The following is a 14469-nucleotide window of genomic DNA, read 5'->3' as shown; positions in this document are numbered from 1 at the left end:
GGGCCCAGGGAGATCTCCCTGGGCCCCACGGCCGTTCCCGATCCGAGGATCAGCCGCCGAGCGGCAGCCCCTGCACCGGCAGGGTGCCGGTGGCCGGCAGGCCCTTGCCGACCGAGTCGGCCGGCAGCGTGCGGGCGGTCTCGCCGACCAGGTCACCGGCGGAGCCCGCCGCGTCCCCGGCCGCCTTCTGCGCGGCCGGCGTCGCCTTCTTGACGACCGAACCACCGGTCTTGCCCGCGGCCGGCACCGCCTTCTTCACGGCCTTGCTGCCGGTGTCGCCCGCGGTCTCGGTGACGTTCTGGGCCGCGGCGTCCACGGTGTTGCCGACGTTCGCCCCGTCCAGGGCGGTCAGCCCGCTCAGGTTCGGGGTGGCGGGCAGCTCCGGGGCCGCGCTGGCGGAGCCGGCCGCACCGACCCCGGCAGCCGCTCCCGCGGCGACGAGCAGCGCGGCACGGGCGATCCGGCGGGTCAGGGGGAGGGACATGATGCTCCTTCGACGGAAAGTCAACGTGTGAGGTCCTCTCGGACGCAGTGACTACCGCTCGAAGTCCACGAAGGTTGCGGCGCGGCAACGTAAAGAGTTGGCAATGCGTCGCATTATCGGGTGCCCCGAAAAGCGGGCAAACCGCTCCGGTCGGAAAGTCCGCTGAATCCTTACGGCTCAGTACTGGCAAGGGTTGTGACGCTTCAGCGAAAAGGTGTCACCCGGACCGGCCGCCGACCGCCCGGGTAATTCGGGAGAGTGGGGGCTCGTACTAGCGAGCGGTACTGATCCGGACCGATCCGGTGTTCCGCTCCGCGCCCCGCGCCCCGGCCGCCGACTCCACCGTCCGCCATCCGCCGCCGACGGTGCCCGCGCGCCACTCGCGTCCCTCGTACGTCACCCGCTCGATGTGCAGCGCCGAGGCGTGGGCCACCGCCCAGTGCGCCAACTGCCAGCCGCGCCGCCCGTCCGCGCCGCCCGGCACCGCGACCGACCCGGTCGACCGCGCCGACACCACGACCGGACCGGCCGACTTCGCCGACACCGCCACCGCCACCGGCGAGGCGCCCGCCGCCGCGCCGGCCGGCCGGAGCACGGTCCGTCCGAAGTCCCGTACCAGCGCCGCCCGTACCGCGGCCGGACCGCCGGCCCGGGTGGCGGCCGGGCGGCCCGCGCAGGTCAGGGTGGCCGCGGACCGGCCGGTCAGGGCGGCGGCGAGCAGCGCGGCGTCCGGCTCGTGCTTGGCGTACGCCTCCGGGAAGCCGCTGCGCTGCACCCGCTGGGCGGCGACGGTCAGCGGCAGCCGGGTGTAGCCGGGCACCTCGGCCAGCTGGTCGTAGAACCGCCCCGCCGCGTAGACCGGGTCCATGATCTCGGCCGGGGTGCCCCAGCCCTGCGAGGGCCGCTGCTGGAACAGGCCGAGGGAATCGCGGTCGCCGTGCCGGACGTTGAGCAGCGCCGACTCCTGGAGCGCGGTCGCCAGGGCGATCGTCACCGCCCGTTCGGGCAGCCCGCGCGCGGTGCCGACGGCCGTGACGGTGGCCGCGTTCACCGCCTGCTCCGGGGTGAACGTGTACTCCGCGTCACCGTCCCCGGCCGCGACGACCGTGCAGCCGGTCGCACCGGTGCCCGCCGTGAGGTACTGGACCACCAGGTATCCGGCGAGCGCGGCCAGCACCAGCAGGGCCGCCCCGCGACGGAACAGACGGCCTCGGTGCTTGCGGACGGTGAGCGGCTGTGACACGCGGTACAAGGTACTGGAGGCGGGATCGATGTCCGATCAGGCACGAGGGATGCCCGAAAGGGCCGGGCGTTAGGGTCGGCGTCATGGCCGACACCCCGCTTGACCTCTCGCTGAACGCCGCCGAGCTGACCGCCCGGCTGGTCGACTTCCCCTCCGTCAGCGGCTCCGAGCAGCCGCTCGCCGGCGCGATCGAGGACGCCCTGCGCGCCCTGCCGCACCTGACGGTCGACCGGTACGGCAACAACGTCGTGGCCCGCACCGACCTCGGGCGCGATGGGCGGGTGATCCTCGCCGGGCACATCGACACGGTGCCGATCGCGGACAACGTGCCCTCGCGGCTGGACGCGGACGGGGTGCTGTGGGGGTGCGGCACCTGCGACATGAAGGCGGGCGTCGCGGTGCAGCTGCGCATCGCCGCCACGGTCCCGGCCCCCAACCGCGACCTGACCTTCGTCTTCTACGACAACGAGGAGGTCGCCGCCGAGCTGAACGGCCTCAAGCACATCGCCGAGGCGCGGCCCGAGTGGCTGGCCGGCGACTTCGCGGTGCTGCTCGAACCCTCCGACGGACAGGTCGAGGGCGGCTGCCAGGGCACGCTGCGGGTGCTGCTGCGGACCGCGGGCGAGCGGGCGCACTCCGCGCGGAGCTGGATGGGCTCCAACGCCATCCACGCCGCCGCCCCGATCCTGGCCCGGCTGGCCGCCTACCAGCCCCGCTATCCGATGATCGACGGCCTGGAGTACCGGGAGGGCCTGAACGCGGTCCGGATCGCCGGCGGCGTGGCCGGCAACGTGATCCCCGACGAGTGCGTGGTCACCGTCAACTTCCGCTACGCGCCCGACCGTTCCCCCGAGGAGGCGCTCGCCCACGTCCGCGAGGTGTTCGCGGACTGCGGGGTGACGGAGTTCGTCGTCGACGACCACAGCGGCGCCGCCCTGCCCGGCCTGTCCCACCCGGCCGCCGCCGCCTTCATCGAGGCGGTCGGCGGCACCCCGCAGCCGAAGTACGGCTGGACCGACGTCTCCCGGTTCGCCGCACTCGGCGTCCCCGCGGTCAACTACGGCCCCGGCAACCCGCACCTGGCCCACAAGAAGGACGAGCGGGTGGAGGTGGCCAAGGTGCTGGCGGGGGAGGAGCGGCTGCGGTCCTGGCTGACCGGCTGAGCGCGGACGCGGTTTGCGGCGCCGCACGGCGGACATGCTGAGGTACCCCGCGCGTAACCCGCGTGGATCTACGCTGAGGTGGAACGACCGCACGACGCAAGGGAGCGCCCATGCCCACCGGCAACCCGATCGGCAAGAAGCAGCCGCCGGACGAGCAGCGCACCGGGCCGGTCCTGCGCAGGCGGGACCAGGTCAAGACGAGCACCACCGACCAGCGGCTGCTGGACGAGCGGGCCCCCACCGACTGGGTGCACACCGACCCCTGGCGGGTGCTGCGCATCCAGTCGGAGTTCATCGAGGGCTTCGGCACCCTCGCCGAACTCCCGCCCGCGATCAGCGTGTTCGGCTCCGCGCGGACGCCGGCGGACTCCCCGGAGTACGAGGCGGGCGTGCGGCTGGGCCGGGGCCTGGTGGAGGCCGGCTTCGCGGTGATCACCGGCGGCGGCCCCGGCGCCATGGAGGCGGCCAACAAGGGCGCCTGCGAGGCGAACGGCACCTCGGTCGGCCTGGGCATCGAGCTGCCCTTCGAACAGGGCCTGAACCCGTACGTCGACATCGGCCTCAACTTCCGCTACTTCTTCGTCCGGAAGATGATGTTCGTCAAGTACGCGCAGGGCTTCGTCGTCCTGCCCGGCGGCCTCGGCACCCTCGACGAGCTGTTCGAGGCCCTCACCCTGGTGCAGACCCAGAAGGTGACCCGCTTCCCGATCGTCCTGTTCGGCACCGAGTACTGGGGCGGACTGGTCGACTGGCTGAAGAACACGCTGGTCGCCCAGGGCAAGGCGGCCGAGAAGGACCTGCTGCTGTTCCACCTGACGGACGACGTGGACGAGGCGGTCGCGCTGGTCTCCAAGGAGGCCGGGCGCTAGGCCGGGCGCTAGGAGCCCGGTTACGCCAGGCCCCGGCGGGCCACCGCGGGCGGCCGGTGGCCGGCGATGGACGCCACCATGTCCAGCACCTGCCGGGTCTCCGCCACCTCGTGCACCCGGTACACCTGCGCGCCGAGCCAGGCGGAGACCGCCGTCGTCGCCAGGGTGCCCAGGAGGCGTTCCTTGACGGGCTTGTCCAGGGTCTCGCCGACGAAGTCCTTGTTGGACAGGGAGACCAGCACCGGCCAGCCGGTCGCCGCCATCTCGCCGAGCCGCCGGGTCGCCTCCAGGCTGTGCCGGGTGTTCTTGCCGAAGTCGTGCCCCGGGTCGATCAGCACCGACTCCCGGGGCACCCCGAGCGCCACCGCGCGCTCGGCCAGTCCCAGCGTCACCCGGAGGATGTCGGCCATGACGTCCTCGTACGCCACCCGGTGCGGCCGGGTGCGCGGCTGGGCGCCCCCGGCGTGCGTGCACACCAGGCCGACGCGGTGCCGGCCCGCGACCTCGGCGAGCTTCGGGTCCACGCCGCCCCACGCGTCGTTCAGGAGGTCCGCGCCCGCCTCGCAGACGGCCTCGCCGACCTCGTGCCGCCAGGTGTCCACGCTGATCACGACGTCCGGGAAGCGCCGCCGCACCTCGGCCACGAAGCCGACCGTGCGCCGCGCCTCCTCCGCGGCGCTCACCTCGTCGCCGGGGCCGGCCTTGACCCCGCCGATGTCGATGATCGCGGCGCCCTCGGCGACCGCCCGCTCCACGCGCGCGAGCGCCGCCTCGTCCTGGAAGGTGGCGCCCCGGTCGTAGAAGGAGTCAGGGGTCCGGTTGACGATCGCCATGATCACCGGCTCGTGCGCCTCGAACACGCGCCTGCCCAGCCTGAGCATCCCCTGTGACTCCTTCTCGTCCGTCCGGTGTGCGGGGCCTCCTGCGGACCCGGCTGTCAGACTCGCATGGCACGATCGACCCGACACACCCGACTCCGATGCACACGATTCACGCGATTCAATGGGGACCTCGTGAATCCATCCGATGATCCGACCGTGGGGGCCCAGCGGTGGTTATGTTCCTGTTCCTCGTCGTCGCGCTCGCCGTGGTGGTCGCCGCGGTGACCCTCGCCGTGGTCGGCGGCGGCGACAGCGGCCCGCTGCCCGACGCCCCGCCCGAGCGGCTGGTCGACCCGCTGCCCGCCGAGCGGCCGGTGAACCGCGCCGACGTGGAGCGCCTGCGCTTCCCGCTGACCGTCCGCGGGTACCGTATGGCGGACGTCGACGACGCCCTCGGCCGGCTCGGCGCCGAGCTCGCCGAGCGGGACGCCCGGATCGCCGAGCTGGAGTCCGCGCTGGCGGGCGCCCGCGGCGCCGCCCACCGCGTCACCCACCGCGTCGCCATGGAGAAGCCCGACGAGGAGGGACGCAGTTGAGCGCAGGAGCCGCCGCCGTCGGTCCGGACGGCGCGCCGCGCTGCCCCTGGGCCGTGTCCACCGCCGACTACCTCACGTACCACGACGAGGAGTGGGGCCGCCCGGTCCACGGCGACGACGCGCTGTTCGAGCGGCTCACCCTGGAGGCGTTCCAGTCCGGCCTGTCCTGGCTCACCATCCTGCGCCGCCGCCCCGGCTTCCGCGCCGCGTTCGCCGAGTTCAAGATCGACGCGGTGGCGGAGTTCACCGACGCGGACCGCGAGCGGCTGCTCGCCGACGCGGGCATCATCCGCAACCGCACCAAAATCGACGCGACCCTCGCCAACGCGCGGGTGCTGGCCGGCTGGGCCCCGGGCGAGCTGGACGAGCTGATCTGGTCGCACGCTCCCGACCCGGTGGGCCGGCCGGTCCCCAGGACGCTGGCCGACGTCCCGCCGGTCACCCCCGAGTCGACCGCCCTGTCGAAGGCGCTGAAGAAGCGCGGCCTGCGCTTCGTCGGCCCGACCACGGCGTACGCCATGATGCAGGCGTGCGGCCTGGTCGACGACCACCTCGGGGACTGCGTGGCCCGGCAGAGCTGACCGCTACCGGCCCAGGTACTTCGGCCGCTCCTTGTCGACGAACGCCCGCACCGCGATGCCGTGGTCCTCGGAGGAGCCCGCCCGGGACTGGAGCTCGTCCTCCTTCTCCAGGGTCTCGGCGAGGGTGTGCGTCAGGCCGTACGCCATCGACTCCTTCAGCGCCGCGTACGCCACCGTCGGGCCCTCGGCCAGGGCGCGGGCCACCTTCTCGGCCTCCGCGCGCAGCTCGGCCGGCGGGACCAGGCGGTTGGCGATGCCCAGCTCGTACGCCTCCCGCGCGGTGATGGTGCGCGGGAAGAGCAGCAGGTCGGCGGCGCGCCCGGGGCCGACCACCCGCGGCAGCGTCCAGGAGACCCCGGAGTCGGCGGTGAGCGCCACGCCGGCGAACGACGTGGTGAACGCCGCCGTCTCGGCGACGATCCGGTAGTCCGCCGCGAGCGCGAAGCCGAGGCCGGCCCCCGCCGCCACCCCGTTCACCGCGGCCACCACCGGCTTCGGCGCCTCGGCCAGCGCCCGCACGATCGGGTTGTAGTGCTCCCGCACCGTGCTCATGGTCCGCCCCGAGCCGGTCTCCCGGTCGGCGGTCAGCAGCCCGATGTGCTCCTTGAGGTCCTGGCCCACACAGAACGCCCGGTCACCGGCCGCGGTGAGCAGCACCGCCCGCACGGCGTCGTCGTCCGCCGCGCTGCGCGCCGCCTCCCGCAGGGCGGCCTTGGTCTCGATGTTCAGCGCGTTCATCGCCTCGGGGCGGTTCAGCGTGATCGTCGCGAGTCCGTCGCTCACCTCGTAGCGCACGGTGTCGGCCATGGCGTATCCCCTCCGTGTCGTCGTACCTGTGCAGGACAGCATGGCGGAGTTCACCGGGGGCGGACCGCGGCGGGAGTGTGACCTCCGTCAAAGAATTCCGGTCCGTATCCGTTCGGCGGAAGTGCGTGCGAGCGCGCAGTATCGCAGTCACATCCCCGAATTGAGTGGTTTTGCTCGCGTGCGTTGCCCAAGCGATGCCGACCGATGTTGGTCATCGGGTCCTGCGATGCGGGATAATGGCTTGGAAGCAATGTGTTCGATGCCGGTGTCGCGCGTCCCGAGTATGGGGCCGCGCGTGCCCTAAAGGGCCGTCGGCCTGGACGATGAACTGGTATCAGGAAGGGGAACGAGCATGGCGGCCATGAAGCCGCGGACGGGCGACGGCCCGCTCGAGGTGACCAAGGAGGGGCGGGGCATCGTCATGCGCGTTCCGCTCGAAGGTGGCGGTCGGCTCGTTGTCGAGCTGACCCCCGACGAGGCCGACGCACTGGGCGATGCCCTCAAGAAGGTCGTCGGCTGACGCGCAAGCGACCATACATGTCCAGTGGGCCCGGTACCGCACGCGGTACCGGGCCCACTGCATGACACACGTCCCGGCGGACCCGCGGCTACCGTTTCACCGCGCACAGCAGGCCCTCGCCCACCGGCAGCAGCGAGGGCACCAGCTCCTGGCTCTCCCGCACCGCGCGCAGCAGCTCGCGCAGCCGCAGCACCTCGGTGGGCTGCGGGCCCGAGTCGACCGTCCGGCCGTTCGCGAAAACGCCCTCGAACACCACCAGGCCGCCCGGCCGCAGCAGGCGCAACGATTCAGCGAGGTAGTCGAGGTACTCCAACCGGTCACCGTCGCAGAACACGAGGTCGTAGCCGGCGTCCGCGAGCCGGGGCAGCACGTCCAGCGCCCGGCCCGGGATGAAGCGCGCCCGGTTGCTGGCGAACCCGCAGGCGCGGAACGCCTGGCGGGCGAACTGCTGGTGCTCCGGCTCGGGGTCGACCGTGGTGAGCACGCCGTCCGGCCGCATGCCGTGCAGCAGATGGATCCCGGAGACGCCGCAGCCGGTGCCGATCTCCGCGACCGCCTTGGCGTCCACGGCGGCGGCGAGCAGCCGCAGCGCGGAGCCCGTGCTGGGCGTCACCGAGCGCAGGCCCGCGTCGTGGGCCCGGTCGCGGGCCCAGTGCAGCGCGTCGTCCTCGGCGACATAGGCGTCGGCGAACGCCCAGCTCGTCTGCCGGTTGCCGGTAATGACCCTCTCCTGTCCCCGTTGAAGCCTCGGCGTGACTGTATCCGTTGGCGTCGGGAACCCGCAGATGGGACCGGTCGTTTGAAGGGGTGGGGACGAGACGGCCCAGCCGGGCCGGCCCGCATCAAATTCTCGTAAAACCGCTTATCCGGAGCTAACGGGCGAGGTGGCTATGGTAGGGGCTCCACTGGACACCACCAGAGCCGACAGGGGAGGTGCGGCCGCGCCCGGGGACCGTGGAGGAGTGCTGCGGCGCTTCCTCGCCTCGGTGGGCAGGCCGAAATCCGTGAACGACACCGCTGCTGACCACAGCCACGCCGCCGGCCCCGCCGGCCAGGACCGGACCGCGACCTTCTCCACCGACGCGGACGGGCCGGCGTGGACTCCGCCCACCTGGGAGGAGATCGTCAGCACGCACAGCGGCCGGGTCTACCGGCTCGCCTACCGACTGACCGGCAACCAGCACGACGCCGAGGACCTCACCCAGGAGGTCTTCGTCCGCGTCTTCCGCTCCCTGTCCACCTACACGCCGGGCACCTTCGAGGGCTGGCTGCACCGCATCACGACCAACCTCTTCCTGGACATGGTCCGCCGCAAGCAGCGCATCCGCTTCGACGCGCTCGGCGACGACGCCGCCGAGCGGCTGCCGAGCCGGGAGCCCACCCCGCAGCAGGTCTTCAACGACGCGCACTTCGACGCCGACGTCCAGCAGGCGCTGGACACCCTCGCGCCCGAGTTCCGCGCCGCCGTGGTCCTGTGCGACATCGAGGGACTGTCCTACGAGGAGATCGCCGCGACCCTGGGCGTCAAGCTCGGCACGGTCCGCTCCCGGATCCACCGCGGCCGCTCCCAGCTGCGCAAGGCCCTCGCCCACCGCTCGCCCCAGGCACGCGCCGAGCGCCGCTCCTTCATGGCCCGCGTTCCCGCACTGGGAGGAGGGGGCGCGAGCGCGTGAGCGGTTCACGGCCGAAATCCGAGGGACACCTCGCAGAGCAGCATCTGGGAGACCGACTCTCCGCCCTGGTGGACGGCGAGCTCGGTCATGACGCGCGGGAGCGCGTGCTGGCGCATGTGGCCACCTGCCCCAAGTGCAAGGCGGAAGTGGACGCGCAGCGCCGGTTGAAGAACGTCTTCGCCGAGGCCGCCGGCCCGGCCCCCTCCGAGAGCCTGCTGGCCCGCCTCCAGGGCCTCCCCGGCGGGGACGGCGCCGCACCGGGCGGCGACCCGCTGTCCGGCTTCTCCGACCTGGCCGGACGGTTCGGCGCCACCGGGACCGGAACGGGGGTCTTCGGGCTCAAGCGGGGGGAGCGGTTCGAGTTCGACTACGTGCCCTCCCGGTCGCACGTCTCCTCGGTGCTGGCGCCCGCCGCGCCGGGCCGCGGCTTCCGCATCCATGACGTCGGACGGCACGAGTCCGACCGGGCGGCCTCGCGCGGCCTGCGGTTCGCGTTCGCCGCCGCCGGAGCGGTGTCGCTCGCCGCGGTCGCCCTCGGCGGCGTCACGGCCGGTACGCCGGACAGCACCGCCGAGGCGCGCGGGGCGGGCGCCGGCAGCAATGTGACCCCGGCCCGCACCCAGGGCGCGGGATCGGCCGGCGCCCCCGAGACCCAGCGCCGCCGCACCCTCACGCCGCTGCTCGGACAGGCCGCGGGCCAGGGAGCGCCGGGTGACGCACCGATAGCGTCCACCTCGGTCTCCGCGCCGCTGCTGCCGGGGTTGCCGGCGCCCTCGGCGGGCCCCGACGACCAGAGCGGGCAGTCCGGTCATCCGCTGACCACTCCGGTCATGGCCGGCGCGGTCGCGATGTCCCCGCTGATACGTCCCTTCGAGGCCGTTCCGCCGGTCGCGCTGTCCGCCTGGCCGACCACGCCCGAGGTCAACCCGCCCGGCCTGCTCGCCGCGCCCGTCCCCGACCCCGCCGTCCCGTCGGCCTCGCCGGCCGCGACCTCCTTCCCTGCCACGCCCTGACCGGCCACTGCGCGCCGGTGACCGGGTTTGATCGAATCCGAGGTGGCGCGCAGTCGACGGGCCCCTGGGCAGGCCCAGCTGTGGGGAGGACATGGGAAACGACGGCAGGGACCGGGACTGGGGCCGGGGCCCGGGCTACGACGCGGGTGACGATGAGTCGGCCCGGCCTGGGATGAGGGCCGGGTTCGAGGCCGAGTCCGGGGCCGAGGCCGGGTCCGAAGCCACGTCCGAGACCGGTCTCGGGTCTGGTGCGGCCGCACCCGCGCCCGATCCCGACGGCCCGCACGACACCCCGCCCTACGGCCGGCCCGGCCCCTGGGCCCCGGCGCCACCGGTCCGGCACCCGGCGGCCCCGCCCGTCGCCGATGCCCCGGCACCGGCGGTCCCGTCCCCCACTGCTGGCGTTCCGGCACCGGCGGTCCCGTCCCCCACTGCTGGCGTTCCGGCACCGGCGGTCCCGTCCCCCACCGCTGGCGTTCCGGCACCGGCGGTCCCGTCCCCCACCGCTGGCGTTCCGGCACCGGCGGTCCCGTCCCCCACTGCTGGCGTTCCGGCACCGGCGGTCCCGTCCCCCACCGCAGGCGTTCCGGCACCGGCGGTCCCGTCCCCCACCGCAGGCGTTCCGGCACCGGCGGTCCCGTCCCCCACCGCTGGCGTTCCGGCACCGGCGGTCCCGCCCACCGCTCCCGGCGCGCAGCCGCCGGGTGGGCTCCCGACCGCCCCCACAGCGGCGCCCCCGACCGCCCCGCCGCCCGCCGGGCATCACCCGGCCCCAGCCCCCGACCCCTGGGCCCGCTACGACCCCTGGGCCGTGGCGCAGCGGAGTGCGATGCAGCGGGGTGCGGCGTTTCGAGGGGACGGCACGACGGGCGCGGGCCGGACGTCGCCGCGCCGCCGCCGGTTCCGGAAGGCGCTGGTCGGGCCCGCCCTGCTGCTGGCGGTGGCCTCCGGGCTGGCCGGCGGGGTCGTCGGGACGTATCTGGAGCGCAACGGCGGCCTGCGCACCGTAGAGCTGCCGCAGGCCGGGAAGGCGCCCGCCGGGCGGGACCCGGACAGTGTGGCCGGGATCGCGGCGCGGGCCCTGCCCGGCGTGGTCACGCTGCACGTGAGCGGCGCCGAGCAGGCCGGCACCGGCACCGGATTCGTCCTCGACACCCGGGGCCACATCCTCACCAACAACCACGTCGTCGAGCCCGCCGGCCCCGACGGTGTCATCACGGTCACCTTCCACAGCGGCGACACCGCCGAGGCCACCGTCGTCGGCCGGGACAGCGGATACGACCTCGCCGTCGTCGAGGTGAGCGGCGTGCGCGGACTGAGCCCGGTGCCGCTCGGCAACTCCGACAACGTCCGGGTGGGCGACCCCGTCGTCGCCATCGGCGCCCCCTTCGACCTGGCGGGCACGGTCACCGCCGGCATCATCAGCGCCACCGAGCGGCCCATCACGGCGGGCGGCGAGAAAGCCGACGGCAGCGACGTCTCGTACGTCGACGCGCTCCAGACGGACGCGCCCATCAACCCCGGCAACTCCGGCGGCCCGCTGCTCGACGCCGCCGGCCGGGTCGTCGGCATCAACTCCGCGATCCGCTCCGCCGACGGCGCCACCGACCCGGAGGGCGGCCAGGCTGGCTCGATAGGGCTCGGCTTCGCCATACCCGTCAACCAGGGCAGACGCGTCGCCGAGGAACTGATCAACACCGGCCGGGCCACCCACCCGGTCATCGGCGTCACCCTCGACATGGGCTACACCGGCGACGGCGCCCGGGTCGGCACCGGCGGCGGCGACGGCGGCCCCGCGGTCACCGAGGGCGGCCCCGGGGACCGGGCGGGCCTTCGGCCGGGGGACGTGATCACCGCCGTGGACGGCCGCCGGATCCACTCCGGTGAGGAACTGATCGTCCGGACCCGCGCGCACCGCCCCGGCGACCGGCTCGCCCTCACCCTGGAACGGGACGGCGAGGTGAGGAAGGTCTCGCTGACGCTCGGTTCCTCGGCCGGGGACTGAACCGAATGGCAAACAATGCGGAAAGCGGCCGGACCCGGCGCATGAGGAGCGGACGGGACTGTACCGGTCTCACGGGATGGGCGGGTACCGTGGAGGCGGCCCGGACATCCCAAGGAGCTTCAGGTGTTCAATGACATAGGACCACTCGAGCTGGTCACGCTCGTCGTCCTCGCCGTGCTCGTCTTCGGTCCGGACAAGCTCCCCAAGGTCATCCAGGACGTGACGCGCACGATCCGGAAGATCCGCGAGTTCTCGGAGAGCGCCAAGCAGGACATCCGGCAGGAGCTCGGCCCGGAGTTCAAGGACTTCGAGTTCGAGGACCTCAACCCCAAGACGTTCATCCGCAAGCAGCTGGACAACGACGACCTGGGGCTCAAGGAGATCCGCAGCGGCTTCGACCTGAAGAAGGAGATGGCCGAGGTCGCCGACGCCGTCCAGGGCCGCGAGGCGGAAGCGTCCGGCTCGTCGTCCTCGGGCCGGATCGACATGACCAAGAAGCCGGAGAGCACGGCGGGCACCGCCCGCGAGGAGCGGCCGCCCTTCGACGCGGACGCCACCTGACGCCCGGCGCTTGTCGTACTCCGTTGCGGTGGTGCGCGGCTTGAACCCGCCGTCCGCGCGACCCACGCACCGGGCGCTTTCCGGGCCGCCCCGACCGGGGTGGCTATGCTGCCGACTTGTTGTGCGGATCGTACGAGTACGCCCGAAGGGGGGCGGGCCGTGCCGGTCCGACTAGAGCGAGGAGGCGTCCGGGCACATGGAGACGACGAGTCGGGCAGTCGCGCAGGCGTCGGCCGCGGAGGGCGGGGCAGCGTCCCCCTCCGCCCCGAGTGCGGTCGACGGCTACCTGCGGGCGGCCTTTCCCTGGTACGGCCTCGACGAGGCGTTCACCGGGCCGCGCTGGCTGATGCAGGTCGGCACGGCCGCCGACGGGGCCGTCGAGCACGGCTCGATCGGACACGGGGACGAGCCGTCGGTGCGCAACGAGCACGTGGCGGGTGACGAGCAGGACGCCAAGGAGAAGTTCGCGGTCGTGGTGACGGTCGCGGCCAGTCCGGTGCGGCGCAGCGCGGACGGTACGGGGACGCTGGAGGCCACGTCGGTGTCCTCGGCGGCCTGGCTGGCCGGGGTGGGGCTGCTGTCCTTCACCTGGCCGGGGCAGATGGACCACTCGCTGCGGGACGACTGGCTGGACCAGCAGACCGAGACGGCGTGGGTCCTCGCGGACGACCTCGACGGGTCCGACTGGTCGACGTTGTCGCTGCCGGTGGACGGGGTGCCGACGCCGTTCCACTACCGGGAGTCGGAGTTCGGGTGGGTGCTGGCCGGGTCCACCGGGCAGGGGGTGCATCTCGGGGCGTACGGCAGGGGGATGAGTGCGTACGGGCTGGCTTTCGCCGCGGTGAAGGACATCGCCGAGTACGCGTGAGCTGTGGGGCGCCGGTGGTTTCGGCGCCCCTTCGCCGTGGGCGGGTGGGGATGCGTTGTGGCTGGTCGCGCCCACGCGGCGGAGCCGCAGATCGATACGGCCCCGCGCCCCTGGGCGGGTCCGCTAGAACTTGTTCTTCGGAGTGATCCCCAGCGACAGTCCCGAAAGACCCCGCTGCCGTCCGCCCAGCTTCCCCGCGATGTCGCGCAGGGCCGTGCCCGCCGGGCTGTCCGGGTCGGTCAGCACCACCGGCTTGCCCTCGTCGCCGCCCTCGCGCAGGCGGACGTCGATCGGGATGGCGCCCAGGACCGGGACCGCGGCACCGGTCGTGCGGGTCAGGCCGTCGGCGACCATCTGGCCGCCGCCGGTGCCGAACACGTCGACCATCTCGCCGCAGTGCGGGCAGGGCAGCCCGGACATGTTCTCGACCACGCCGACGATCTTCTGGTGGGTCTGCACGGCGATCGCGCCGGCCCGCTCGGCCACCTCGGCCGCCGCCTGCTGCGGTGTCGTCACCACCAGGATCTCGGCGTTCGGCACCAGCTGGGCGACGGAGATCGCGATGTCGCCGGTGCCCGGCGGCAGGTCGAGCAGCAGGACGTCCAGGTCGCCCCAGTACACGTCGGCCAGGAACTGCTGGAGCGCGCGGTGCAGCATCGGGCCGCGCCAGACCACCGGGGCGTTGCCCGGGGTGAACATGCCGATGGAGATGACCTTCACGCCGTGCGCCGACGGCGGCATGATCATGTTCTCGACCTGGGTGGGCCGCCCGTCGGCGCCCAGCATGCGCGGCACCGAGTGGCCGTAGATGTCGGCGTCGACGACCCCGACCTTGAGGCCGTCGGCCGCCATGGACGCCGCCAGGTTCACCGTCACCGAGGACTTGCCGACGCCGCCCTTGCCGGAGGCGACCGCGTAGACCCGGGTCAGGGAGCCGGGCTTGGCGAACGGGACCTCGCGCTCGGTCTGGCCGCCGCGCAGCGCGGTGGCCAGCTCCTTGCGCTGCTCGTCACTCATCACGTCCAGCGTGACGTCGACCCGGGTGACGCCGTCGAGCCGGGACACCGCCTCGGTGACGCGCTGCGTGATGGTGTCGCGCATCGGGCAGCCGGAGACCGTCAGGTACACGGTGACCGCGACCGCCCCGTCCGCGCCGATCTCCACCGACTTGACCATCCCGAGCTCCGTGATGGGCCGGTTGATCTCGGGGTCGTTCACCGTCGCCAGTGCCTCGCGCACCGCGTCTTCCGTAGCCATGGCTCCGA

General features: G+C 73.6%; 16 protein-coding genes. 10 read left to right on the top strand and 6 right to left on the bottom strand.

The genetic code is table 11. The features are described from left to right. Positions 1 to 49: 49 nt before the first annotated feature. Positions 50 to 484, bottom strand: coding sequence for an ATP-binding protein (locus ACTT8P_RS30255; protein WP_442834958.1), 435 nt, complete (start codon positions 482 to 484; stop codon positions 50 to 52). Positions 485 to 755: 271 nt separating this feature from the next. After that, on the bottom strand, positions 756 to 1727 hold the full coding sequence (locus ACTT8P_RS30250; protein ID WP_442834957.1) for a heavy metal transporter: 972 nt from the start codon (positions 1725 to 1727) through the stop codon (positions 756 to 758). Between the two features lie 83 nt (positions 1728 to 1810). Between ACTT8P_RS30250 and dapE the strand changes: the two genes are divergently transcribed. Together dapE and ACTT8P_RS30240 are read left to right on the top strand one after the other, a co-directional pair. Next, positions 1811 to 2890, top strand: a complete 1080-nt coding sequence (gene dapE / locus ACTT8P_RS30245; RefSeq protein WP_442834956.1) for a succinyl-diaminopimelate desuccinylase — start codon at positions 1811 to 1813, stop codon at positions 2888 to 2890. 110 nt (positions 2891 to 3000) lie between these two features. Continuing rightward, a complete protein-coding gene (locus ACTT8P_RS30240; RefSeq protein WP_442834955.1) occupies positions 3001 to 3759 on the top strand; it encodes a TIGR00730 family Rossman fold protein in 759 nt (252 codons plus the stop codon). A gap of 20 nt (positions 3760 to 3779) precedes the next feature. Here ACTT8P_RS30240 and folP read toward each other — a convergent pair whose 3' ends face one another. Beyond that, positions 3780 to 4640 carry a dihydropteroate synthase gene (folP, locus tag ACTT8P_RS30235; protein ID WP_442834954.1) on the bottom strand — a complete coding sequence of 287 codons (861 nt, stop codon included), beginning with the start codon at positions 4638 to 4640 and terminating at the stop codon, positions 3780 to 3782. Between the two features lie 170 nt (positions 4641 to 4810). Between folP and ACTT8P_RS30230 the strand changes: the two genes are divergently transcribed. Further along, positions 4811 to 5176: a DivIVA domain-containing protein gene (locus tag ACTT8P_RS30230; protein WP_442834953.1), complete on the top strand. Its 366-nt coding sequence runs from the start codon at positions 4811 to 4813 to the stop codon at positions 5174 to 5176. Then, positions 5173 to 5757 carry a DNA-3-methyladenine glycosylase I gene (locus ACTT8P_RS30225; RefSeq protein WP_442834952.1) on the top strand — a complete coding sequence of 195 codons (585 nt, stop codon included), beginning with the start codon at positions 5173 to 5175 and terminating at the stop codon, positions 5755 to 5757. The genes ACTT8P_RS30230 and ACTT8P_RS30225 overlap by 4 nt, the downstream gene beginning before the upstream one ends. Positions 5758 to 5760: 3 nt before the next feature. Here the strand turns inward: ACTT8P_RS30225 and ACTT8P_RS30220 are convergent, their stop codons facing one another. Next, positions 5761 to 6564 (bottom strand): enoyl-CoA hydratase/isomerase family protein, encoded by an 804-nt coding sequence (locus ACTT8P_RS30220; protein ID WP_442834951.1) that lies wholly within the window; start codon positions 6562 to 6564, stop codon positions 5761 to 5763. A 352-nt stretch (positions 6565 to 6916) separates the two neighbouring features. Between ACTT8P_RS30220 and ACTT8P_RS30215 the strand changes: the two genes are divergently transcribed. Continuing rightward, positions 6917 to 7084 carry a DUF3117 domain-containing protein gene (locus ACTT8P_RS30215; RefSeq protein WP_003966491.1) on the top strand — a complete coding sequence of 56 codons (168 nt, stop codon included), beginning with the start codon at positions 6917 to 6919 and terminating at the stop codon, positions 7082 to 7084. Positions 7085 to 7172: 88 nt separating this feature from the next. On the opposite strand, the gene ACTT8P_RS30210 is transcribed toward ACTT8P_RS30215, so the two are convergent. Beyond that, positions 7173 to 7871, bottom strand: coding sequence for an O-methyltransferase (locus tag ACTT8P_RS30210; RefSeq protein ID WP_442834960.1), 699 nt, complete (start codon positions 7869 to 7871; stop codon positions 7173 to 7175). A gap of 103 nt (positions 7872 to 7974) precedes the next feature. Here ACTT8P_RS30210 and sigE point away from each other — a divergent pair, with 103 nt between their 5' ends. The 5 genes from sigE (at position 7975) to ACTT8P_RS30185 (ending at position 13204) form a co-directional block, all read left to right on the top strand. After that, on the top strand, positions 7975 to 8757 hold the full coding sequence (gene sigE / locus ACTT8P_RS30205) for an RNA polymerase sigma factor SigE (protein WP_442834950.1): 783 nt from the start codon (positions 7975 to 7977) through the stop codon (positions 8755 to 8757). Beyond that, positions 8754 to 9770, top strand: a complete 1017-nt coding sequence (locus ACTT8P_RS30200; RefSeq protein WP_442834949.1) for a zf-HC2 domain-containing protein — start codon at positions 8754 to 8756, stop codon at positions 9768 to 9770. The genes sigE and ACTT8P_RS30200 overlap by 4 nt, the downstream gene beginning before the upstream one ends. Before the next feature lie 91 nt (positions 9771 to 9861). After that, positions 9862 to 11775 carry a trypsin-like peptidase domain-containing protein gene (locus tag ACTT8P_RS30195; protein WP_442834948.1) on the top strand — a complete coding sequence of 638 codons (1914 nt, stop codon included), beginning with the start codon at positions 9862 to 9864 and terminating at the stop codon, positions 11773 to 11775. Between the two features lie 123 nt (positions 11776 to 11898). Then, positions 11899 to 12336, top strand: a complete 438-nt coding sequence (locus tag ACTT8P_RS30190; protein WP_442834947.1) for a sec-independent translocase — start codon at positions 11899 to 11901, stop codon at positions 12334 to 12336. 196 nt (positions 12337 to 12532) lie between these two features. Next, a complete protein-coding gene (locus tag ACTT8P_RS30185) occupies positions 12533 to 13204 on the top strand; it encodes a hypothetical protein (RefSeq protein WP_442834946.1) in 672 nt (223 codons plus the stop codon). A gap of 123 nt (positions 13205 to 13327) precedes the next feature. On the opposite strand, the gene ACTT8P_RS30180 is transcribed toward ACTT8P_RS30185, so the two are convergent. Further along, positions 13328 to 14461: an Mrp/NBP35 family ATP-binding protein gene (locus tag ACTT8P_RS30180; RefSeq protein WP_442834945.1), complete on the bottom strand. Its 1134-nt coding sequence runs from the start codon at positions 14459 to 14461 to the stop codon at positions 13328 to 13330. Positions 14462 to 14469 lie beyond the last annotated feature (8 nt).

Source organism: Streptomyces sp. JW3 (assembly GCF_052216785.1).
GTDB lineage: Bacteria > Actinomycetota > Actinomycetes > Streptomycetales > Streptomycetaceae > Streptomyces.
Note: the sequence above shows the minus strand (reverse complement) of the source record. Positions and strands in the feature narration are given on the sequence as shown.